The 23,298-nt window shown below is 65.3% G+C and carries 17 protein-coding genes; 11 read left to right on the top strand and 6 right to left on the bottom strand.

Going from position 1 to position 23,298, the window contains the following annotated elements; genetic code table 11:
- Positions 1-12 precede the first annotated feature (12 nt).
- The gene (locus tag X907_RS00615) at positions 13-591 is read right to left on the bottom strand and encodes a DUF2244 domain-containing protein (RefSeq protein WP_127565137.1); all 579 of its coding nucleotides are present in this window, start codon (positions 589-591) and stop codon (positions 13-15) included.
- Positions 592-781: 190 nt separating this feature from the next.
- Between X907_RS00615 and X907_RS00610 the strand changes: the two genes are divergently transcribed.
- Complete coding sequence (locus X907_RS00610) at positions 782-1,531, top strand: LolA family protein (protein ID WP_170175405.1); 750 nt, start codon at positions 782-784, stop codon at positions 1,529-1,531.
- Positions 1,532-1,535: 4 nt separating this feature from the next.
- Here the strand turns inward: X907_RS00610 and X907_RS00605 are convergent, their stop codons facing one another.
- Positions 1,536-1,772 carry a helix-turn-helix domain-containing protein gene (locus X907_RS00605; protein ID WP_127565135.1) on the bottom strand — a complete coding sequence of 79 codons (237 nt, stop codon included), beginning with the start codon at positions 1,770-1,772 and terminating at the stop codon, positions 1,536-1,538.
- A 12-nt stretch (positions 1,773-1,784) separates the two neighbouring features.
- A complete protein-coding gene (locus X907_RS00600; protein ID WP_127565134.1) occupies positions 1,785-2,345 on the bottom strand; it encodes a DUF2975 domain-containing protein in 561 nt (186 codons plus the stop codon).
- Between the two features lie 410 nt (positions 2,346-2,755).
- Here X907_RS00600 and rdgB point away from each other — a divergent pair, with 410 nt between their 5' ends.
- Both rdgB and hemW read left to right on the top strand, forming a co-directional pair.
- Positions 2,756-3,379, top strand: coding sequence for an RdgB/HAM1 family non-canonical purine NTP pyrophosphatase (gene rdgB, locus X907_RS00595; protein ID WP_127565133.1), 624 nt, complete (start codon positions 2,756-2,758; stop codon positions 3,377-3,379).
- A complete protein-coding gene (hemW, locus tag X907_RS00590; RefSeq protein ID WP_127565132.1) occupies positions 3,376-4,521 on the top strand; it encodes a radical SAM family heme chaperone HemW in 1,146 nt (381 codons plus the stop codon). Before rdgB ends, hemW begins: the two co-directional genes overlap by 4 nt.
- A 19-nt stretch (positions 4,522-4,540) precedes the next feature.
- On the opposite strand, the gene X907_RS00585 is transcribed toward hemW, so the two are convergent.
- Positions 4,541-5,911, bottom strand: coding sequence for a penicillin-binding protein activator (locus X907_RS00585; protein WP_127565131.1), 1,371 nt, complete (start codon positions 5,909-5,911; stop codon positions 4,541-4,543).
- A 123-nt stretch (positions 5,912-6,034) separates the two neighbouring features.
- On the opposite strand from X907_RS00585, the gene X907_RS00580 reads away from it, so the two are divergent.
- The 4 genes from X907_RS00580 to X907_RS00565 all read left to right on the top strand — a co-directional run bounded on the left by X907_RS00580 (position 6,035) and on the right by X907_RS00565 (position 11,537).
- A complete protein-coding gene (locus tag X907_RS00580) occupies positions 6,035-6,424 on the top strand; it encodes a YraN family protein (protein WP_127565130.1) in 390 nt (129 codons plus the stop codon).
- Between the two features lie 164 nt (positions 6,425-6,588).
- Positions 6,589-8,154 (top strand): YifB family Mg chelatase-like AAA ATPase, encoded by a 1,566-nt coding sequence (locus X907_RS00575; protein WP_127565129.1) that lies wholly within the window; start codon positions 6,589-6,591, stop codon positions 8,152-8,154.
- A 36-nt stretch (positions 8,155-8,190) separates the two neighbouring features.
- Positions 8,191-10,080: an ATP-binding protein gene (locus tag X907_RS00570; RefSeq protein WP_233352439.1), complete on the top strand. Its 1,890-nt coding sequence runs from the start codon at positions 8,191-8,193 to the stop codon at positions 10,078-10,080.
- A gap of 26 nt (positions 10,081-10,106) precedes the next feature.
- Positions 10,107-11,537 carry an AmpG family muropeptide MFS transporter gene (locus X907_RS00565; RefSeq protein ID WP_127565128.1) on the top strand — a complete coding sequence of 477 codons (1,431 nt, stop codon included), beginning with the start codon at positions 10,107-10,109 and terminating at the stop codon, positions 11,535-11,537.
- A gap of 9 nt (positions 11,538-11,546) precedes the next feature.
- Here X907_RS00565 and X907_RS00560 read toward each other — a convergent pair whose 3' ends face one another.
- The gene (locus tag X907_RS00560; RefSeq protein ID WP_127565127.1) at positions 11,547-13,829 is read right to left on the bottom strand and encodes an NADP-dependent malic enzyme; all 2,283 of its coding nucleotides are present in this window, start codon (positions 13,827-13,829) and stop codon (positions 11,547-11,549) included.
- Positions 13,830-13,977: 148 nt separating this feature from the next.
- Between X907_RS00560 and mutS the strand changes: the two genes are divergently transcribed.
- The 3 genes from mutS to X907_RS00545 all read left to right on the top strand — a co-directional run bounded on the left by mutS (position 13,978) and on the right by X907_RS00545 (position 18,606).
- Entirely contained in the window at positions 13,978-16,671 is a 2,694-nt protein-coding gene (gene mutS, locus X907_RS00555) for a DNA mismatch repair protein MutS (RefSeq protein WP_127565126.1), read from the top strand.
- 61 nt (positions 16,672-16,732) lie between these two features.
- Entirely contained in the window at positions 16,733-17,488 is a 756-nt protein-coding gene (gene ppk2 / locus X907_RS00550) for a polyphosphate kinase 2 (protein WP_127565125.1), read from the top strand.
- Positions 17,489-17,520: 32 nt separating this feature from the next.
- Positions 17,521-18,606, top strand: coding sequence for a DUF2855 family protein (locus tag X907_RS00545; protein ID WP_127565124.1), 1,086 nt, complete (start codon positions 17,521-17,523; stop codon positions 18,604-18,606).
- Here X907_RS00545 and X907_RS00540 read toward each other — a convergent pair.
- On the bottom strand, positions 18,603-20,315 hold the full coding sequence (locus X907_RS00540) for a heparinase II/III family protein (RefSeq protein ID WP_170175404.1): 1,713 nt from the start codon (positions 20,313-20,315) through the stop codon (positions 18,603-18,605). The two genes, X907_RS00545 and X907_RS00540, sit on opposite strands and share 4 nt — an antisense overlap.
- A 156-nt stretch (positions 20,316-20,471) precedes the next feature.
- Here X907_RS00540 and X907_RS00535 point away from each other — a divergent pair, with 156 nt between their 5' ends.
- Positions 20,472-23,294, top strand: coding sequence for a [protein-PII] uridylyltransferase (locus X907_RS00535; protein WP_127565122.1), 2,823 nt, complete (start codon positions 20,472-20,474; stop codon positions 23,292-23,294).
- The last annotated feature ends 4 nt before the right edge of the window (positions 23,295-23,298 follow it).

Genomic DNA, 23,298 nt, shown 5'->3' with positions numbered 1-23,298 from the left:
TGCCGCTGACACTTAAGCAGCGCCACCCGTTTCTTGCGCCAGAGCCACCGGGCTGGTGCGCGCCTTTGCAAGCGCTTCGCCAATCGCGCCCGCAAGCTCACGCCGTTCACGCGGCGAGAGGACCGAGCCGACCAGCACGTGCTTGCCCATGGCGGTCAGGCGCGGCTGCACGTCCGGATCGTCCTCATGGTCCACGACAAGCCGGGTCCAGGCAGAGGGCAGGCGGTAGAGCGTCTCATAGCCTGTCGGCCAGCGGCGCATGACATGGATGGCATCTGGCGTGATATGGATACGCTCCAGACGCCGCCCGTCGCGATAATTGAGCCGGAAGGCGAGCCAGACGATCAGCACGTCCAGCCCGAAAAAGCCCAGCACCGGCCATGCCCCGGCCAGCAGAAAGGCCAGACCTGCGGTAAAGCTGATAACGGCGATGGCCACCATCAGCGCGATGAAAGCGGGGCTGCCGAGCGAACGGTTGGGCCGCACGTGGGCGTCCAGAAGCACGTCCTCGCGCGCGTCCAGATGGTCCAGACGCAGCGGACGGCCATGGGCCTCGATCGGCCAGTTCTCTATTGCCGTGCGGCGTTTCATGGCACGCAAGATAGGGCAAAGGCGCGCTTCGGGCGAGGCCAGCGGGTGCGGCGAATGACACTTTGCCGGGCTTTTCGCGTTACGAATTGCTGTCGCGCAGATGAACGCAAACGCCTTTCATGGGCCGCAATTTGCCTTTAGCCATAGGGTCATAGTGATTGTCCCCGGCACGAAGGAAAGGGACCTGAAAATGCTGACCACGCTTGCCACCGCCCTTGCAGCGCTGTCCACCGGCTGGAGCACGGCGGACGCCAATAGCACCGCGTTCGATGTGAACGCCGATACCGGCCTTGTCATCGTGCAGGAAGCGCAAGAGGCGCAGGAGGTTGAAACCCTGCCGCCGGCAGAGGCTGTCGAGCAGTCCGGCCGCGGCGAAGCAGTGGAGCGCGCCCGCGCGCTGGAAATCTTTGCCGCCGTTGAGACCCTGCAGGCCCGTTTCCGGCAGGTGAACCCTGATGGCTCCGTCAGTGATGGCGATATCGCCCTGTCGCGCCCCGGACGGGTACGCTTTGCCTATGATGCGCCCTCGCCTTTGCTGATCGTGGCCGATGGCTCGACGGTGGCGATTGCCGACAGCGCGCTGGAAACGGTTGACCGTGCGCCGATCCGCTCCACGCCCCTGCGCTGGCTGCTGGCGCCTGCTTCGGAGCTGGAATCCTCCGGCGCGATTGTGGAGGTGGGCCGCTATGACAATCAGCTCTATGTGACGCTGGAGGATCCGCAAGGCGAGGCCGAGGGCCGGGTGACGCTGGCCTTTGGTGACGATGACCCGGCCGCGCCCGCGGGCGAGGTGGCGCTTCTGGGCTGGTATGCGGTGGACGGGATGGGCTCGCTCACGCAGGTGACGCTCGATGAGGTGCGCCTTGGTCAGCGCGCCGATCCGCGCCTGTTTGTGCTGGATGACGACATGTTCTCATCACGGCGCAGGGGACGGCGGTAAGTAGCTACTCCGTCCCGTCGTCATCCTCTTCGCCAGGTTCGTCGGTAAACTGCAGCAAATCGCCGGGCTGGCAATCGAGCTCGCGGCACAGCGCTTCCAGCGTGGAAAAGCGCACGGCCTTGGCCTTGCCGGTTTTCAGGATGGAGAGATTGGCCATGGTGATGCCGACACGGTCGCACAGCTCTGTCAGCGACATGCGCCGTTCGAGAAGCATACGGTCGAGGGTGACGCGGATTGCCATGTCTCGCGCCCCCTAGATCGTCAGCTTCTGCTCGTCGCGCAGGCGCGTTCCCTCACGGAACACTTCTGACAGGACGAGAAGGGCGATAACGGCGATCCAGGCGCCGATATTCAGGGCATTCAGGCCGAACTCCGGCTGGACGCTGACCCCGCTTTCCACCGGGCGGCCAAACACGGTGAAGATCAGCGCGATAATGCCATGCGCGCCGTAGCGGATGATCTGGTAGATGGCGATGGCCAGAGCGATGGCGCGCAGATGGCCGGCATTTTCCGGCACGAAGGGATCACCCTGCACAAGGGTGATGACGATGCGGCGCAGCCGGTCGGTAATGAAGAGAATCGCAATGATCGCGGCCACACCCAGCGGCAGCGCGATGACGATATCAAGTTGGAGGAAACGGACAAAGGCGTCTGGCAGGTCCGGGCCCATGCCGGTGAGGCTGAAGATGCCAAAGGCCATCAAGGAGAGGGTGACGAGGCTGGCCAGGACCAGAAGGCCCCAGAGCACGATAATCGCCACGTCGAGGAAAATTTTCAGAAGGGATGTCAGAAATCCCGGACTTAGCGCACGCATCCCTGCCCTTCTGCGACGTCACACCGGGCGCGATGCTGCCTCCAAGGGGGAAGAGGTCAGACGCACCCGGTGCCGTCATGCTGCCTCACGGCGCCGCCTTATGCGACAATCGGTGACAGCGCCGCAGCCATGCCCGCTACTACCGCAGCGACCAGAACCACATTCATGATAGCCGCAAACGGAAAATTGCGGGTGTTGTTTTCGAGCCTGACCATCTTTGTCTCCTTTGAGGTCCAGTGTTATCGATCAACCTTCGGCCTTTGCTCCGGTCTTTTGTTTGCCGGGGCTTCTGCCGTGAGGCAGCGGGGTGTTCCGCTTGCCTCGAAAACACATCTAGCAAGGCACTCATCGCTTTGCAACAAAAAAATATCGAAAAACGATATGAATTTTTCGAAAGGCGATATGCGTAAATGGATGTAGTCACCAAAAACCGCCTGTTCCGGGACGCTCCGCTGTGGGTGCTGGCGAGCCATAATGCAGGCAAGATCAAGGAGATAGCCGATCTTGTCGCGCCCTTCTCGATCACCGTCAAAGGGGCAGGCGAGATGGGCCTGGAGGAGCCGGAAGAGACTGAAAAAACTTTTTCGGGCAATGCGCTTTTGAAGGCGCGGACCGCCGCAAAGGCCTCCGGAGCGGTGGCGCTGGCCGATGATTCAGGTCTGGAAGTGAGTGCGCTCGGTGGTGAGCCGGGCGTATATTCCGCGCGCTGGGCCGGGCCGGAGAAGGATTTCCGTCTCGCCATGGAGACGGTGGAGGCGAAACTCGCCGCCTCTGGCAGTACGGACCGCTCCGCGCGCTTTGTCTGCGTGCTGGCGCTGGTCCACCCGGACGGGGCCGAGCTGGTCTTCGAGGGCGAGGTGAAGGGTGATCTTGTCTGGCCGCCGCGCGGGGATCAGGGCTTTGGCTATGATCCGGTGTTTGTGGCCCGAGGCGAAACCCGCACCTTTGCCGAGATGGGCGCTGCGGAGAAAAAAGCCCTCAGCCACCGCGCCGCCGCTTTCAGAAAGCTCACAGACGCGGTGCTCGGCACGTGAGCACCCACGCGCCCGCTCCGCTTGGGCTTTATATTCACTGGCCCTATTGCGTGCGGATCTGCCCGTATTGCGATTTCAATGTCTACAAGGCCAAAGGCGCCGATAGCGCGGCCCTCGTCGATGCGCTGATCGCCGACATGGCCCGCTGGCGCGCGGTGACCGGGCCGCGCACGCTCGCCAGCATACATTTTGGCGGCGGCACGCCCTCCCTGATGGAGGCGCGCGACATTGCCCGCATACTGGAAACGGCCGAAACCTTGTGGGGGCTGGCGCCGGAGGCAGAGCTCGGACTGGAGGCCAATCCGGCCGAGCGCTCATGCCTGGCCGATATTGTTAGCGCCGGGATCAACCGGCTATCGGTTGGCATGCAATCGCTGGACGATGCCGCCCTGGCGCGTCTGGGGCGCGATCATGATGCCCGCGCCGGGCTGGAGGCGCTGGAAATAGCCCGTTCTCTGGTGGCGCGCGTCTCGGCCGATCTCATCTATGCGCGCGAGGACCAGAGCCTTGACGGTTGGAAGGGCGAGCTGTCCACAGTGCTGGCGCTGGGGATTGATCATCTCTCGGCCTATCAGCTGACGATCGAGGACGGCACCGCCTTCGCGCGCCAGGTAAAGCGCGGCACGCTGGTGCCGCCGCCTGAAGATCTCGCCGCTGACATGTTCACGGCGACGCAGGATCTTACCCGCGCCGCGGGGCTGGAGGCGTACGAGATTTCCAATCATGCGCGCGCGGACGCCCACCGCTCGCGCCATAACCGGCTTTACTGGACAGGCGGGGACTGGATCGGCATCGGCCCCGGCGCGCATGGCCGCATCGGCTCACACGCGGGAGGGGGGCGCATTGTCCATGCCGCGCCGATGCGCCCTGCAGACTATATCGCCGCCAGCCAGCAGCCCCTCTCTGAACTTGAGCATTTAAGCGCGCTGGAAGAGGCGCAGGAGCGCGTGCTGATGGGGCTGCGTATCGCGGAAGGTCTGGACCGGACGCGCCTGAAGTCCCTGACCGGGCACGATGTCGATGAGGAGGCCGCCGCATCCCTGCTGGCTGACGGGCTTATTGCCATGGACGCGTCAGGCGTGCGCCTGACGACGCAGGGGCGGCTCTATGCCGACCGGGTGGCCAACCTGCTGGCGCCCTGAACAGGAGCCAGGCGCCTGATCAGGATTCGCCCGGCTCCACATCGACAACGAGGCCATCAGAGCCAAAGCGTTCCGGAGCCGGGTCAAGCACCTCAAAACGCCCATTGCGGATAGTGTAGAGGGCGAGCCCGCGTTCAACCGTGCCATCTGCGCGCATGCGGAACAGGCCGTCCACGCCCAGGAAGCCGTTTGGATCTTCAATGACCGAGCGGTCGATACGGCCCATATTGGCCGCCATCAGGGCGGCAAGGGATGCGGCATCATAGCCAAGGCCGGCCAGCCGCGACGGGGCCTCGCCAAACGCATTCTCATAGGCGGACTCAAACCGCGCGCGCATCTCGGCGTCCGGACCGGCAAACCAGCCATTGGCCAGTGCGGGCTCGCGCGCCGTATCGGGATTACGCCACAGGCCGGTGCCGACAAACTTCACCAGCAGGGGGTCAATGTCGGCAAACAGCATGGATGGCGCGAGCATGCGCAAATCATCGCCGCCCGCCGGGAGCATGACTACCTGGAAGGCGCCGCTATCGGTGGGACGCCAGTCCTCGCCCGTCATGGCGAGGGCCCGGCCCACCTCCAGCCGGCCAATGCCGGCCCGGGCGAGGCGCCGTGCAGCCTGGCTCATGGACTCCACGCCGCCCGAATAGACCTCCTCGGCCGTCACCGTCCCGCCCATATCGGATGCGGCCCGGCGATAGGCCTCGCTGACCAGCTGGCCGTAAGGCGTGGCCGGAGCGACAATCGCAAACCGGCTGGCGCCAAGCGAGGCCGTGTAGGAGACCACGCGGCGCACTTCTTCCTCGGGCGGGAAGCTGAGCAGGTATACTCCGCCCCCGGCGACACTGGTATCGGTGGAGAACGACATCACCGGCACATTGGCCCGGCGGGCAGGCCCGGATACGGCGCGCACTTCAGCGGCCAGAAGCGGGCCGATAATCAGATCGGCGCCATCCGCAATGGCTGCCTCGGCCGCGGCCTCGGCGCCGCGCGCCGTGCCTTCGGTGTCCTTGGGCAGCAGGACCACGTTCCCGATGCCGCGCTCAAAGAGGGCCAGTTCCGCCCCGCGCAGCAAATGCCCCGCTTCCGAGCGCAGAGCGCCCGCCGACCCGGAGAAGGGCAGCAACACCCCCACCCGCACCAGATCAGTGCCTTCCAGATGGGGCGGGGTGAAGGCGAGCCGCTCCGGGCTCATCTCCACACCCAGCACAGCCGGCTCGGGCGGTGCGCCGACGACAGGCGATGCCGTGCCCTGCTGGACCGACGGTCCCGGTGTGCCCGTGGTCGCGCCGCAAGCCGACAGGAGCAGGGCCGCACCCGCTACCATAAACGCAACGCGCGAAAGCCGGGCTATTGGCGCCAGCGCACAGGTGGGCAACACTGCTTGCGTCATGAATCCTGTCCTTATCACCGCCGCGACCGGCACTGCGCCCCGATGCGCTCCGCGCCAAAGCTACCGGCGTGATCGGTCAGGGGCAACTGCGGACCTGACTATTCCGGCGGGCGGGCGCGCCCCATGAAGACACGCGCACGTCAACGGGCAGAGCGGCGCGGACGGCGCGGGGAGTGGCTGGCCGTGGCCATGCTGATCCTGACAGGCTGGCGGATCGTCGGACGGCGCGTGAAAACCCCGCTTGGCGAGATCGACATCATAGCGCGCAAGGGGCGCGTGCTGGCGTTCATCGAGGTGAAGTGGCGCGCCAGTGAACCGGCCGCCCGCGAAGCCTTCCATCCTCGCCAGCAGGCCCGGCTGATGCGCGCAGCGGCGCTGTGGCGCGCGCGCCGGACATCGCTGCACCGGATGGCCACCCGTTTTGACCTGATATGCGTGTCGCCCGGACGCTGGCCTTTACGCCTTTCCGGCGTGCTCAGCGCGGATTCCGGGGCGGAAAACGAGCTAATTTAGAAGGGTTTGGCAAAAAGTTAATGTGACGTCTTGACGTTCGCGGCATTTTTGTTCTTTTCTTGTTCTGGTTTTATACAGGTCTGTTCATGGCTCCTGTGGATAAAAGGTAAAGGCGCGTGGACGAAATTTAGTTTGTTCAGTGAACGCATTTTCTGGAGGTGATGATGAGCGCTTATACCCATTCCGCCTCCTTTGAAGGCGCTGACGCACGCCTGGTTGATGTTCAGGTGCAGATTGCAGGCGGCACACCGGCTTTCACCGTGGTCGGGCTGGCCGACAAAGCCGTTGCGGAGAGCCGTGAGCGGGTACGTGCGGCGTTTGCGGCGATTGGTCTCTCCCTCCCCGGCCAGCGCCTGATTGTCAATCTGGCCCCGGCGGACCGGCCCAAGGAAGGCGCCCATTTCGACCTGCCCATCGCCATTGGCATTCTGATCGCCATGGGCGTCCTGCCGCCGGAGGCAGGCTCGGAGTATCTGGCCATGGGGGAGCTCGGCCTTGACGGTTCGATCTCGCCAGCGCCGGGCGCCCTGCCAGCGGCCATGCTCGCCGTGGAGCAGGAAACAGGCTTTATCTGTGCGAAGGATAGCGGGCCGGAAGCGGCCTGGGCGGGCGGGGATCTCGCCATCCTGGCCCCGGCATCGCTCATCCAGCTGATCAATCATTTCAAGGGCGGGCAGGCGCTGGTGCGGCCGCAGCCGGGTGATCTGGTCGAGGGGCCGCGCTTCCGGGACATGCGTGATGTGCGCGGTCAGGAAACCGCCAAGCGCGCGCTCGAGATCGCCATGGCTGGTGGCCACAATATTCTGTTTATCGGCCCGCCGGGTTCCGGCAAGTCCATGCTGGCAGAGCGGGCGCCCGGCCTGCTGCCCCCGCTCTCGGCAAGGGAATTGCTGGAAATCTCCACCGTGCAGTCGGTCGCCGGACTGTTGCAGCGCGGAGAGCTCAGCCGCACACGGCCCTTCCGTGCGCCCCATCACTCCGCGTCCATGGCGGCAATGGTAGGCGGGGGCACGCGGGTGCGGCCCGGTGAGGCCTCGCTGGCCCATAATGGCGTGCTGTTTCTCGATGAGCTGCCAGAGTTCCACCCGCAAGTGCTCGACTCCCTGCGCCAGCCGTTGGAGACCGGCGAAATTGCGGTGGCCCGCGCCAATGCGCGGATCACGTTTCCGGCGCGGTTTCAGCTGGTTGCGGCAATGAATCCCTGCCGCTGCGGCTGGGCCGGCGCAGACGGGCGCGCCTGCGCGCGCGGCAAGAATTGCGCGGAAAGCTATCAGGCACGCATTTCCGGTCCGATGATGGACCGCATCGACCTGCAGATAGAGGTGCCGCCGGTTACGCCCGCAGACCTTGCCCTGCCGCCCGCGCAGGAGGGCACCGCCGAGATTGCAGCGCGCGTGGCACGCGCCCGCGGCCTGCAGGAAGAACGCGGAGGGCTCAATGCGCGGCTGTCCGGCGAGGCGCTCGACCGGATTGCCGAACCTGACGCTGCCGGGCGAGAGCTATTGTCCCGCGCCGCGGAGGCCATGGGCCTGACCGCGCGCAGCTATCACCGTGTCCTGCGTACCGCCCGCACGATTGCCGATCTGGACGGCGTGGACGGGGTGCGGCGCATCCATATCGCGGAGGCCCTGAGCGCAAGACGCAATACCCGATCATCCAGCACTCCGCCGGTCTGGCCAACGGCGGCAGAGGGAGGCGAAAAATCGCTCCGGCACTCGACGCTTCGTTAACCTGACCCGGACTAGCGTCCCATCATGACCCACGCCATGCCTCTTCCCCTTTCTGCCGGGACACCGCTTGAGCCAGCCGCCGCTGACGAGACGGCGGACGACGGGGCCGCCCAGATGCCGCTGCGCAGCATTTTCGACGCAATGGGCGAGCTGGTGCTCGTACGCGACCGCGACGGGCGCCTGAGTGATGTGAACGGCGCCTTCCTGAGAGCCTTTGGCGGCGAGCGCGAAGACTGGACCGGGCGCTGGTTCGCCGTCGCGCCGGCCTTTGGCGAGAGCACAGTGCAGAGGCGCTATGATGTAGCCATGCGCACGCATGCCGGGCCGGTCTGGATCGAGTGGTCAGAAACCCTGACCCCGGACGGCTCCATCATTACCGTGGGGCGCGATGTCACCGAACAGCGCAGCCTCGTGCAGCGCGAGAGCGAAGCCGCGCGGGGCAAGGGTGTGTTCTTTGCCGCCGTTACCCATGAGCTGCGCACGCCCCTTTCGGGCGCGTTGGGCACGGCCCGCCTGCTGGAAGATACCGGGCTGAAGCCTGATCAGGCCGCTTATGTCGCCGCCTTGAAAGCCAGCGCCAGCCATGCACTGAAGCTGATCGACGATATTCTCGATCTCTCCCGGCTGGAAGCAGGCAAGCTGGACCTGCGCCCTGAACCCGTCGACCCGTCAAGGCTGGTTGAAGAGGTGTGCGAGCTGTTATCGGAGAAGGCCGCCGAAAAGGGGTTGGCCCTGGCGCATGCCCAAGGACCAGGCGTCCCGGCGCAGATCCGCGCGGACCCCGCCCGCCTGAAGCAGATTCTCTACAATCTTGCCGGTAATGCGGTGAAGTTCACGCGCGAAGGCGGGGTGCTGGTTACGCTCGAAGCGGAAGACCAGAATTTGCGCCTGTCGGTGCGCGATACCGGACCGGGCATCAGCCCGGCCGATCAGGCCCGGCTGTTTGAACAGTTCGAGCGCGGCGCAGCCGAGCGTGATAATAGCGCGCCGGGCGCCGGGCTGGGCCTTGCCATGGTCAAGCGGCTGGCCGAGGCGATGGATGGCGAGGTCGGCGTCCGGTCGCAACCGGGACAAGGCGCGCTGTTCTGGTTCACCTTCAAGCCTGAGGTGCTCCAGCGCGCGCCCGTCCATCGCCCGCTGGCAGGGCGCCGCATTCTTGTCGCCACGCCGTGCGGCATTGAATCAGACGCGCTCGTCCTGCATGCCGAAACGCTCGGTGCCTGGGCTGAAAGCTGTAGCAGTCAGGGCCAGCTGGTGGCGCGCGCGCAAGCGGTGCGGCCCGACATCATCATTCTCGATGACAGCTGGACCGAAGATGCGTCTGCCCTTGCGGCAAGCGGCTGCACGGGCCGGATTCTGGCCCTCGCCCGCCCGCGCACCAAGGCGCGCTACACCGGCAAAGACCGCCCGGCAGGCATTGATGGCTGGCTTGTGGCGCCGGTTCGGGCCAGCTCTCTGGCCCGGTTCGCGCTGGGCAGGCGTTCGGGCGACGAGAAGCGCGAGACGACAGGCGTCAGCGGGCCCGTACTGGCCGGTTACCGCATCCTCCTGGCCGAAGATGATCCGGTCAACGCCCTCATCGCGCGTACTTTGCTGTCGCGGCTGGGCGCCAGCGTCGTGATGGCCACAACAGGACGAGAAGCCGTACTGGAAGCCTCCCAGGGCGGGTATGATGCCGCGTTGCTGGATCTGCGCATGCCGGAGCTGGACGGCCGGGATGCCGCGGCACAGATACGCGCCCTTCCCGGCGAGCCGGGCGCTGTGCCGCTGGTGGCGCTGACTGCCAACGCGACCGAGGCGGATCGCGATGCCTGCCTGGCGGCTGGCATGGACGCGTTCCTTGCCAAGCCGGTGGACCCCGATGACTTGGCCGCCGTCCTCTCCGGCTTGTGCGGCGGGCAAAACCGCGCAAGGCTGAGCGCTTAAGTCACGTTCGCCGGAGCGAGCTTTTCATGACCGACATCAGTGCCGAGCGCCAAAGCGAGCGCCGCAGTCTTCTGGGCTCGGTCATTGCGCTGGGCTGGCGGCGTTCGGCCGTCATGCTGCTTTTGGGGTTCTCGGCCGGCCTCCCCATTCTGCTCGTCTTCTCCACGCTATCGGCCTGGTTGCGGCTGGAGGGCGTGTCACGCACCGAGATCGGATTTTTTGCCTGGGCCGGCATGGCCTATACGTTCAAATTCCTGTGGTCCCCGCTGGTTGACCGGCTGCCCCTGCCCGTCCTTGACCGGCTGCTCGGGCGGCGGCGCTCCTGGATATTGCTCGCGCAGATCATTGTGATCGGCGCAATTCTGCTCGCCTCCACGGCGACGCCCTCCACAGGTCTTTTTGTGATCGCACTGGCGACCGTGATGATCGCCTTCGGTTCGGCCACGCAGGACATTGCGCTCGATGCCTGGCGCATCGACGTCGCCGAGGATGAATATCAGGCGCTGCTGGTCGCGATTTATCAGTGGGGTTACCGCTTCGGCATGATTGCCGCGGGCGCAGGCGCGCTGGTGATGGCCGATTTTGGCGGGTTCTCCTTCGCCTACACCGTGCTGGCCGCGCTCATGCTGATCGGCGTGGCGGGCGTGTTCCTCGCGCCCGAGCCCAAGCGCCCGGATGCGCTGGGCGGCGGGACGGAGGCCATCGAAGGCGCGGTGAAGGGCAATCCGCTGGGCGAGGCAGCGGCCTGGCTCTATTCGGCTGTGGTCGCGCCCTTTGTCGATTTCATCGTGCGCTATCGCTGGATCGCGCTGCTTATCCTCACTTTGATCGGCGCCTACCGGCTCAATGATTTCGTGCTCGGCTTCATGGCCTATCCCTTCTATGTGGATATGGGCTACACCCTGTCTGAAATCGGCGCTGTTTCAAAGGTTTACGGCGTATTTGCGATGTTGGCTGGCGCCATGCTGGCGGGAATCGCGGCCACGCGCTGGGGCGTCTATCCGGTGCTGATGGTGGGCGCGATCATCAGCGCTGTCTCGGCGCTGGCTTTCACCTGGCTGGCGCTCCTGCAGCCGACCGGCGAGATCACGCTGGTAAATGGCATTGAGATGACCCCGTGGCCGCAGGAGAAAAACCCCTCCATCCTCTATCTGACGCTGGCCATTACAGCCGAAAACGTGGCTGGCGGCTGGGCGGGGACCGCGCTCATCGCCTATATGTCGAGCCTCACCAACCGGGCCTTCTCGGCCACGCAGTATGCGCTCTTCAGCTCGTTCTACGCCCTGCCGGGCAAGCTCTTTGGCGGGTTTTCCGGTATCATGGTGGATGGTCTTGGCTATGCCAACTTCTTCACCACCACCGCGCTCATTGGCGCGCCAGCGGTATTGCTGGTCTGGATCGTGATGCGCTGGCGGGCCGCGCGCGAAGTCGCGGCCCACAAGCCCCAGATCAGCTAGGCCAGACGATCAGCTAGTTTCGCTGCGCTCCGCCGAGAGGTCATGCGCCGCCAGCGCCGCAAGCGTGAGAATGTCCGCCACGCCCGCGCCGAGCCTTGCAATCTGCACCGGCTTTTCCAGCCCCACCAGCATCGGACCCAGAACGGTTGCCCCGCCTGCGGCGCGCAAGAGCTTGGTGGAGATGGAGGCCGAATGGATGGCCGGCATGATGAGGACATTGGCCGGGCCGGTCAGGCGCGAGAACGGGTAGAGCCGCGTATGATCGGGATCGAGCGCCACATCGGCATTCATCTCGCCCTCGTATTCAAAATCGGGATTGCGCGCGTCGAGCAGGCGGACAGCCTCCTGGATTTTCTCCGAGCGTTCGCCGGCCGGATTGCCAAAAGTGGAGTAGGAGAGCAGCGCCACGCGCGGCTCCACCCCGAAGCGGCGCGCCGCAGAAGCCGCCTCGCACGCCATGTCGGCCATGGCCTGCGCGCTCGGAAACTCGGTGACATTGGTGTCAGCGATGAAAAGCGTGCGCCCGCGTGACAGCACCAGAGACATGCCCATGACCCGCTCGCCGGGCTTGGGGTCCAGCGCCATCTGCACGTCGGCCAGGGCCTGGGCGTAATTGCGCGTGGTGCCGGTGACGAGGCCGTGGGCATCGCCCAGCGCCACCATGCAGGCAGCAAACACGTTGCGGTCATTATTGACCATGCGCTGCACATCACGTTTCAGATAACCGCGCCTTTGCAGACGGCGGAACAGCCAGTCGGCATAGACCGCATTATGGTCGGAGAGGCGCGCATTGACGATCTCGATCCCGTCTTCGGGCACGCCGACAAGGCGCATATTGGCCTTGGTCGTTTCCTCGCGGCCAACCAGCACGGCCTTGCCGAGCCCTTGCGTCTGGAAGGCGTGGGCGGCGCGGATGACGGTCGGCTCCTCGCCTTCGGCGAAGACAATCGTCTTGCGGTCGGCCGAGCGCACTTCCTCGTGCAGGGCCTGCAGAATCGAGGCTGTCGGATCAAGGCGCTGGGCGAGGGTCGCCTTGTAGGCTTCCATGTCAGCAATGGGGCGGCGGGCCACGCCTGAATCCATCGCGGCCTGCGCCACGTAAGGCGGGACATGGCTGATCAGGCGCGGATCAAACGGGGCGGGGATGATGTAATCCTTGCCAAAGCTGGGGCGTGATCCGTGATAGGCGGCGGCCACCTCGTCTGGCACATCCTCGCGCGCCAGCTCGGCCAGCGCGCGGGCGGCGGCGACCTTCATCGCCTCATTGATGGTGCGGGCCCGTACATCCAGCGCGCCGCGGAAAATGTAAGGAAAGCCCAGTACGTTATTGACCTGATTGGGATAATCAGACCGGCCGGTTGCCATGATCGCGTCTGAACGCGCCTCGCGCACTTCTTCGGGCGTGATCTCCGGATCAGGATTGGCCATGGCGAAGATGATCGGATCGGCGGCCATGGATTTCACCATGGCTTTCGTCACCGCGCCTTTGACCGACAGGCCGATAAAGCAGTCCGCCCCGTCGAGCGCCTCTTCCAGTGTGCGCTTGTCCGTATCGGCGGCATGGGCCGATTTCCACTGGTTCATGCCATTCTCGCGGCCCTTGTAGATGACGCCCTTGGTGTCACACAGGATCGCATTGTCATGGGCCACGCCCATGGACTTGATCAGCTCCAGCACGGCAATACCGGCTGCGCCCGCGCCGTTCACGACGACTTTGAGATCCTTGATGTCCCGGCCGGAAAGCTCACACGCATTGATGATGCCAGCCGCGGAGATGATCGCCGTTCCGTGCTGGTCATCATGGAAGACCGGGATGTCGAGCAGCTCGCGCAGGCGCTCCTCGATGATGAAGCAGTCCGGCCCCTTGATGTCTTCCAGATTGATCCCGCCGAACGTATTGCCGAAACGGCGCACGCACTCGACGAAGGCTTCGGGGTCATTTTCCTCCACCTCGATGTCGATGGCATCGATATCGGCAAAGCGCTTGAAGAGTACCGCCTTGCCTTCCATCACCGGCTTGGAAGCGGCAGGGCCAAGATCACCCAGGCCCAGAATGGCCGTACCGTTGGAGATGACGGCGACAAAATTACCCTTGGAGGTATAGTCGTAGACCGCATCCGGATTGGCGTGGATCGCCTTTACCGGCGCGGCGACACCCGGTGAGTAGGCCAGCGACAGATCGCGCTGGGTGGCCATGGGCTTGGTCGCGCGCAGGGCGATCTTTCCCGCCGGGGCGAGCTTGTGAAAGGCCAGGGCTTCTTCATCGTCCACGCGCGGTTTGCGGTCTGTCATGGGGGGTCTGTCATCCGGGTCAGGTTGCGGGCTTTGCCCAAGCCTAGACGCTCCACTGCCGAAAGCGAAAGCCTGTTTAGCCAGCGCAAAAACGCGTGCCTCTGGTCTCTCCCCTTGCGGGGCGGGAACGGAAAGTTAATTTGCCGCCATGAGCCCGGACGCCAGCGCCCCATCCGACATCGCGGAACGCACCTTTCCCAGCGCGGAAGGGGCGACGCCGATGATGGTGCAGTTCCTCAGCCTTCGCGCGCAAGTGCCTGCCGAAGCGCTGCTTTTCTACCGCATGGGCGATTTCTACGAGCTCTTCTTTGACGATGCGGTGCGCGCGGCCGCCGCGCTCGACATCACGCTGACAAAACGCGGGGAACATCAGGGCGAACCGATCGCCATGTGCGGGGTGCCGGTCCACAACGCGCAAATCTATCTCTCGCGCCTGATCCGCGCAGGCTTCAAGGTCGCCATTGGCGAGCAGGTGGAAGACCCGGCAGAAGCCAAGAAACGCGGATCGAAATCGGTGGTGGAGCGGGCGATTACCCGCATCGTCACGCCGGGCACTTTAAGCGAGGATGATCTTCTCGATGCGCGCAAATCCAACCGGCTGGCGGCGCTGGCGCGGGGCGTAGCGGGCGATATGGCGCTCGCCTTTGCCGATATTTCCGATGGCAGTTTCGGCTCCGTAAGGCTGGAGCCGGGTGATGTGGAGGCAGAGCTTGCCGCGCTTCAACCGGCCGAATTGCTGGTGCTGGATGATGATGCACGCGTGCTGGCGCCCATCCTGCCCGGCACCACAATCACGGCGCGGCCAAAGGCGAAGTTCGAGGCCGGGTCTGCGGAACGGCGGCTGAATGCGCATTTCGGCACGCTGAGCCTTGACGGGTTTGGTGATTTCTCCCGCACAGAGCTCGGCGCGCTAGGCTGTCTTCTCGATTATCTGGAGCTGTCGCAGGCAGGCGCTGCGCCCAAGCTTGCTCCGCCGCGCCATTTTGAGGCCGGAGGGTGGCTCGCCATCGATCCGGCGGCGCGGGCAAGCCTTGAGATCGACCGCACCTTGCAGGGCCAGCGCAAGGGCTCGCTGCTTGATGCCATAGACCGCACGGTGACAGCGCCGGGCGCCCGCCTGCTGGCGGAGCAGCTTTCCCGGCCTTCTGCCGTGCGCGCCGAGATCGAGGCGCGCCTTGATGCGGTGGGCTTCCTGCACGAGCAGGCCGGCTTGCGCGACTCCTTGCGCGACAGCCTGAAAAGCGCCGGGGATCCAGTCCGCGCCCTGTCACGCCTGTGTCTGGAGCGCGGGGGACCGCGCGATCTTCTGGCGCTGGCGCGAGCGCTCAAAGAGGGCGAGCGCATCAATGCGGCCTTTGCCCGCCTCGGCCATGACGCCTTGCCAGTAGCCATTCAGGGCGCGCTGGACGCGCTGTCGCTGGCAGCCCGGCCCGAGCTGGCAAGCCTGGTTGATGAGCTGGCCCGCGCGCTGGTGGAAGAGCCGCCTTTGCTGACGCGCGATGGCGGGTTCGTGGCGCACGAATGGGACCCGGCGCTGGATGAGCTGCGCACCCTGAAAGACCAGTCGCGCCGCGTGGTGGCAGGCCTGCAGAAAACCTATGCCGACCAGACCGGCATTTCAGGTCTGAAAGTGAAGCACAATAATGTGCTGGGCTATTTCATCGAGGTCAGTGCGCGCCATGGCGAGGCGATGATGGGGGTGGAGCCCTTCATCCACCGCCAGACCATGGCCAATGCGGTACGGTTCTCGACCACCGAGCTTGGCGAGCTGGAATCGAAAATCGCCTCTGCCGCCTCGCGCGCCATCGCGCTGGAGCTGGAGATTTTCTCGCGCTTCTGCGCCCAGGTGGAAGGTCTGGCCGGCGTTATTCGCGCGGCAGGCGAGGCGCTGGCCGCGCTGGATGTGTGGGCGGCGGCGGCGCACTGGGCCGTCGAGACGGGGGCTTGCAGGCCTGAACTGACGGATGGCGCGGACCTCTTTATCGAGGCGGGCCGCCATCCGGTGGTGGAACAGGCCCTGACCCGGAGCGGCGAGGCGCGCTTTACGCCCAATGACTGCCAGCTCGATGCAGACGGGAAGGCGGCCAGCCGCCTGCTTCTGGTGACCGGGCCGAACATGGCCGGTAAATCCACCTTCCTGCGCCAGTGCGCGATTATCGTCATCATGGCGCAAGCGGGCCTGTTTGTTCCCGCACGAACGGTCAGGCTGGGACTGGTGGACCGCCTCTTTTCGCGCGTCGGCGCCGCCGATGATCTGGCGCGCGGACGCTCCACCTTCATGGCCGAAATGATCGAGACAGCGGCCATACTCAATCAGGCAACGCCGAAAAGTCTGGTTATACTGGACGAGATCGGGCGCGGCACCTCGACATGGGATGGCCTCTCGATCGCCTGGGCCACGGTGGAACATCTCCACGCGGTCAATCGCTGCCGCGCGCTCTTTGCCACGCACTACCATGAGCTGACGCGCCTCGCCGACGAGCTGGAGGGCACGGGCAATGTGTCGCTGAAAGCGCGCGAGTGGAAAGGCGAGCTGGTCTTCCTGCACGAGGTGGGCAGCGGCCCTGCCGACCGTTCGTACGGGGTTGAGGTGGCCAAGCGCGCCGGTCTGCCGGACATGGCTGTGCGCCGGGCGCAATCCATCCTGGCCAAGCTGGAATCGGATGGCAGTCCGGCGGCGGCGCTGGCCGAACTGCCGCTGTTTTCAGCCCAGCCTGCGCCAGCCGCGCCGAAACCCTCCAAGGCGCTGGAACGGCTCAAATCCATCGATCCGGACGCGCTGAGCCCGCGCGAAGCGCTGGAGGCGCTCTACGCGCTTAAAGGGCTGGTGGACGAGGGCTAGGCGCCTGCCCAAGAGCACGCAAGCCTCGACACGGCAGGCGCACAAGCCCAAGCTGCGCGGCATGGACAAGAAAACTTACAAGAAAGAACTCAGGCGCCTGCAGATCGGCATGGTGGTCCTGCAACGCCGTCTGATTTCTACCGAAGGACGGCTTCTGGTGATCATTGAAGGGCGTGACGCGGCCGGCAAGGATGGCACCATCCGGCGTATCGTGAAGCACCGCTCGCCACGCAACACCCGCGTGGTGGCGCTGGGCAAGCCCACCGAGCGCGACCAGACCAGCTGGTATTTCCAGCGCTGGGCGGCCCAATTGCCCGCCGGCGGCGAGACGGTGTTTTTCAACCGGTCCTGGTATAACCGCGCCGGCGTGGAGCCGGTGATGGGGTTTTGCACCGACGCCGAGTACCGGACCTTCCTGGGCGATGCCGGTCCGTTCGAACACATGCTGACCGAGGACGGGCTGATCCTCTTGAAATACTATCTCGACATCTCGCGCGAGGAGCAGGCGCAAAGGCTCGAAGACCGCCGGACCAATCCGCTCAAGACCTGGAAAACCTCGCCGGTGGATGCGGTCGCGCTGGAAAAGTTCGACGAGTACTCGAAGGCGCGCAATATCATGCTGGCGGCTACCGGCGATCCCGTGCCGTGGCGCGTGGTGAATGCCGACAGCAAGCGCGCGACGCGCCTGGCGATCATGCGCGATATCCTGCAGAGCGCGCCCTGCCCGGACCTGCCGGTGGATTATGGCGATCCGGATCCGGCCATCTTGCGCCGCTGGTCGGCCGATGACCGGCCGGACGCGCATCTGCATCACTAAAAAACACCCTTCGCGAAAAGGAGAGGCGGGCCATGAGCTGGGCGCTGAGCATTGATAAAGCCGACATCACAAAAGCCACGATCATCGAGGCGAGCTCGCGCCCACTTGAGGCCGGCGAGGCCCGCCTTGCCATTGACCGCTTTGCGCTGACGGCCAATAATATCACCTATGCCGCCTTTGGTGAGGCAATGGGCTATTGGCGCTTCTTTCCGGGCGCAGACGGGCGCGGCCGCCTGCCGGTCTGGGGCTTTGCTGAAATAACAGAAAGCCGCTGCGATGGGCTCAAAACGGGCGAGCGCGTCTATGGCTATCTGCCCGCCGCCAGTGAGCTCATCGTCACGCCGGGCAAGATCCGCCCCGACAGCTTTTTCGACGCCGCCAGCCATCGCGCCGAGCTGCCGCCGGTCTATAACCGCTATGAGCGCTGCGCGGCAGCTTCGGGGTATGATCCGGCGCGCGAAGCGGCGCAGATGGTGCTGCAGCCCTTGTTTCTCACCTCCTTCCTCATCGATGTGCATTTGCGCGATAATGGCTTCTCAGCAGCGCAGCGCATTGTGCTGACCAGCGCGTCCAGCAAGACAGCGCTGGCGCTGGCCTTCCTGTTAAAGCGCAACCAGCCGGAAACCTTGCGCATTGAAGGGCTGACCTCGGCGCGTAACGCGGCTTTCGTGAAGAGCAGCGGGCTCTATGACGACGTCATCGCCTATGAGACAATAGAGAACATGGACCCGGAACCGGCCCGGCTGATCGTCGATTTTGCCGGTTCGGCCGAGGTGAACCGGGCGCTCCACACCCGTTTTGGCGAGAACCTGAACGCCAATATCCGCGTCGGCGGGGCACACTGGGATGACAGCACGCCGGCGCAAGGCCTGCCGGGTCCCCGGCCCGTTTTCTTCTTTGCCCCCGACCATGCCCGTGACCGGGTCGCCGAATGGGGACCGGACGGGTTTGCGAAGCGGCAGGGCGAGGCCTGGTCGCAATTCGCTGCGGCAGCAGACAATCTTCTGGACTGGCGCAGCCTTGAGGGCGCAAGCGCGGCCCTGAATGCCTATCAGGCGCTGGTGCGCGGCGAAGTGCCAGCCAGTGAAGCGCTCATTGTCGAGGCGGGCGCGCGCTAGCGGACCACCTCGAAGCGCGCTTCAGCCCCGGCCACGCCGGCCGGGCAGACGACTTCCAGCGTATGGCGCGCCGTCATCTCGCCGTATCCGGTGCTCATCCAGCCCTGCATGGGCTGGCGGCTGCCATGATACAGGCGCGTGCTGCAGGCAGGATCGGTATGGATGCCGAGGGAGGGACGGGAGTCGCCAAGGTCTGCGCGCAACTCACCAGCCCCGCCGGTCTGTGACACATCAATGCCCGGCGCGAAGTGGAACCACTGGCTGAAGCCGCCGCGATGCTCCACCCGGTCACGGACCACAAGGCTTTCACCGGGGCGGTAGTAGATCTCGCGGGCATGGTGGTCCGCCGGGCCGGGCGGATCGTAGGCGCCCGACAGGACTATGGCTCCGTCTTCCTGGCGGGGTTCGCTCGTGCAGGCGCCCGGAAAGGGCCCGCCACCATCGGGCTGATGGGGTTCGCGGCCACCAAAACTGACCGTGTTGTGCGCCGCCCGGGAGAGCACAAAGGCGCGGGTATCATCGGGCGTGTATCCGTACTTGCCGCTATCGGCGAGGATCAGCCCGCCAAACGCCCACCATTCAAAGCTCAGCTCATCAGGGTGTTTATGGATGGTGGAGTGCCAGCCACAGGTGAAGAACAGGGAATGCGGGTCGCGCGCGCCGCGCACCGAGCGGGCAATGACATAGCCTGCCTGATCGAAATGGCGCAGCAGGACGCAGTTATCGCCATCCTCATCCAGGCAGGTGTCAGGCGTTGCGGGCAGGCGCGCATGATCGCTCTCGCGCAGTGTGCGCTCGCTATCGCCAAGACCAGGCTGGTGTCCGTCTGCATGCAGCAGGTAGGGTGCGGCCGCACGGGCACGGGCCAGACCGGCATCAAAGCGGGTTTGCGCATACCAGCCGGTCGAGGCCACGCGTTCAAACACCGTCATCGCGAACCAGTGATAGTCCGGCGAGTGCTCGGCATGGACGCCGTCTTCGAGAAACTGGCCCGCGAACAGCTCGTCCATGCGCCGCACGGCAAGGGGCTGACCTGACGCACACTCAGGCATTTCGCCAATGGTCTGGCAAAGGGCCATCAGGCCGTGCGCGGCGAAAATGCCGTGATTATCGTCGGGGATGAAGCCCGGCCGGGTCAGTATCTCCCCGTGGGCGCGCGCCAGCTGGAGAAGATCACCCCAGCCATCTTCACCGATTGCGGCCCGTCCGGCGCGCGCTTCGCGGATCAGATAGGCCAGCATGGAGGCCCGCAATCCCGTCGCCATGTCCTGCCAGCTCAAAGGGGCCGAACGGTCTGTGTGCCAGGCTTTCCAGTCGCGCGCGATGTCAACCGCGCGGTCAAAATATGCCTGACCGTGCTGACGCGCATACTGGTCCGCCAGCGGGTTCAGCATGCGCCAGGCATGCAGCTGGAACTGCCAGTTGAGATCACCAAACGGATCGGCGCTCCAGTCGAGGGGGAGCGCATATTCCCATTCCGGCAAGTCACCGCGCGGCTGGAATACGCGGTCCATGGCGCGTTCGCGCGCTGCCCTGTTGGAGGAAATCATGAGGGCCGCCGGATCAAGCGCTGGCGCGCCGGGCTGATCTCCGGGATTGGCCGGAAACGCTATATCGGCCTGCAAGGACGGGGGAACAGGCTCATGGGAGGGCGCACTGCACCCCGCGGCCACAAGCAGGATGCCAGCCAGTATGAAGTGTCTGCACATCCCCGCCATCTCCCCGCACACCGATGGGCAAACCCGCTAGCCGCAGATTGCGCCCCAGTCTGCCGCAATGCGAGGGTGTGATACAGCTTGTCTTTTGAAACACCTCACACAAATCGATGGCTGACGGATGCGCTCGAAAGGCGTAAGACGCTCCCCATGCGTCTTTCTGCCCTTCCCGCTTCGCTTGACGGCCTGCGCCTGCGCGCAGAGCTGGCCGCTGCCACCCGCGAGGGCTGGGAGCAGGCGGCAGCGCGCCAGGCCGGTATTGGCCGGCTCAAAAAGTTCATTGCCGCCGGTCGCGCTCATGCCGCCAGCAAACTCGCGGGCAAGGGCGGCGGGCTGGAGGCCGCGCGGGCACTGTCCGGTGTGATGAATGCCGCCGTGCGCGCCCTGTTTGACTCCGTTGCGAGCGATTTTGACGAGGCGGGCGCAACTGCGCCGGGCCTTGCCGTGTGCGCGCTGGGCGGCTGGGGGGCAGGCGAGCTGGCCCCGCAATCGGATATTGATCTGCTCTTCCTCACCGGCACACCGCCGCGCGAAGGCGCAGAGGCCATCGTGGAGCGCATGCTCTACGTGCTGTGGGATTGCGGGCTGAATATAGGCGGCGGCGCGATCCGCACCGTGGACGAGGCGCTGGCGCTGGTTGCCGATGATGTTTCGGAGCGTACCGCGCTTCTCGATCTGCGCTGGGTGTCGGGCGATGAGCGGCTGGTGAGTACGCTGCGCCTCAAATTTGGCCGCGCTCACCGCACCCGCGAATCCATCACGCCCTTTATCGCGGCCAAGCTCTCCGAGCGCGATACGCGCGTCGACCGGCAGGGCGATAGCCGCTATGCGGTCGAGCCCAATATCAAGGACGGAAAGGGCGCCTTGCGCGATCTGCAGACCCTGCGCTGGCTGGCGCAGGTGCTCTACGGCAATGACGCGATGGAGCGCTGGGTAGCGAGCGGTCTTCTCACGGTGCAGGACGTGGAGCGCTATCTGCGCGCCGAGGACTTCTACTGGGCGGTGCGTTTCCATCTGCATACGCTCAATGGCCGCAAGGATGACCGGCTGACCTTCGATACCCAGCCGGAGATTTCCGCGCTGATGGGCTATGCCGACAGCGAGGACACGCTGGGCGTCGAAGACTTCATGCGTGACTATTTCAAGCGCGCCATCGATGTCGGCGCGCTGACCCGCCTGGTCTGCGCCAAGCTGGAAGCCGATGAGCTGAAAGACCCGCCCTCGGGCATTGGCCGCTTCATGCCTGCCGATGGCGTCCAGAAGGGTGATAACGCCCTTGAAGAAGCCGGATTTGTGGTGCGTTCGGGCCGTCTGGCCTTTGCCGATCCGTCGCGGGTGGAGGAAGACCCGGTCCTGATGCTGACCCTGTTCGAGCTGGCGGCTGCGCGCCATCTCGACCTGCACCCGGACGCGGTGGCGCTGGTTTCTCGCTCCTTGCGCCTGGTGGATGACAGCCTGCGCCGCGATGAGCGCGCCGCGCGCAGCTTCTTTGCGATATTGCTGGAATCTGACGATCCGCGCATCACCTTGCGGGCGATGACCGAGGCGGGCCTTCTGGGCGCCTATATCCCTGAATTTGGCGATATTGTCGCGCGTACACAGTTCAACATGTATCACCGCTTCACGGTGGACGAGCATACGCTCAATGCGCTGGGCCTCCTTCGCGAGATCGAGCAGGGCAAGCTGGTGGCCGATCACCCGCTGGCGACCCGCATTTTCCCGGAGATCACCCACCGGCGCGCCCTGCATCTGGCCGTGCTGCTGCACGATACCGGCAAGGGCAATGGCGATCAGTGCATTGAAGGGGCGGAACGCGCGCGCAGCGCGTGTGAACGGCTGGGCATCGAGGAAGCCGAAACAGAGCTGGTGGCCTGGCTGATCGCCAATCATCTGGAAATGAGCGATGCCGCACAGCGGCGCGACCTCTCCGATCCGCGCACCGTGCTCGATTTCGCCGGACGCGTGGCGAATATGGAGCGTCTGCGCCTTCTGACCGTGCTGACCGTGGTGGATATACGGGCCGTTGGCCCCGGCGTGTGGAATGGCTGGAAAGCCCAGCTGATCCGCGATCTCTACGAGGCCACAGCCGCCGTGCTGGCAGGCGGTGAGCGCGCAGACGAGGAAGAGGCCCGCGCCCGGCTGCATGGGCGCGCGGATCGCGCGCGCACCCTGTTCCGCAAGGAGATGGAGCGGATTGATCCGGAATTCGGCCGGCGCTGGATCGCCAGCCTGGATGACAGCTACTGGCTGTCCTTCGCCGAAAGCGACCGGCTGCGCCACGCCGCTTTTGTACGCGCAGCTGAAAGCCGGGGAGGCGAGGTGGCCTGCGGGGTGCGCGTGGACCGGCGCCGCTCCGCCGCCGAGGTGCTGATATTGGCGCCGGACCGGGACGGGCTGTTTGCCGACATTGCCGGCGCGCTGGCGCTCGCCGGTGCCAATGTGGTCGGCGCGCAGGTTGCCACCACCACATGGGGCGCGGCGTTTGACGTGTTTTACGTGCAGGAACAGGGCGGCAAGCCTTATGGCTGGTCAGACCTGTCCGCGCTCGACCGGCTGCGGGCGAGCGTGGAAAAGGCCGCACGCGGCGGTCTGGGCGGCGAGATATTGATCCCGGCCCGGCGCGTGGCCCGGCGCGAGGCCGCCTTCACCGTCAGCCCTTATGTGAAGCTGGAAGGTCAGGCGGCTGACGGCGCGCTGGTCATCGAGGCATCGGGGCGCGACCGGCCGGGCCTGCTGCACGATCTGGCCCGCGCGATAACCGATCTGGGCTGCTCCATACAGGCCGCCCGCATTGACGGGTATGGCGAACGGGCGGTCGACGTCTTCTACGTGACGGAGCAGGGACGCAAGATAAGTGATCCTGAAAAGGAAAAGGCGCTCGCCAGTGCGCTGATGACCGTGCTTGGATCCGGCGAGGCAGGCGCCAGCGGGGCGCCGTCGCGCCTGCGCGCCGAAGCAAGCGCAGGACGCTGACACA

The organism is Glycocaulis alkaliphilus (genome assembly GCF_004000605.1).
GTDB classification, from domain to species: Bacteria; Pseudomonadota; Alphaproteobacteria; order Caulobacterales; family Maricaulaceae; genus Glycocaulis; species Glycocaulis alkaliphilus.
The sequence above is the reverse complement of the archived record's forward strand: the minus strand, read 5'-3'. Positions and strand labels throughout refer to the sequence as shown.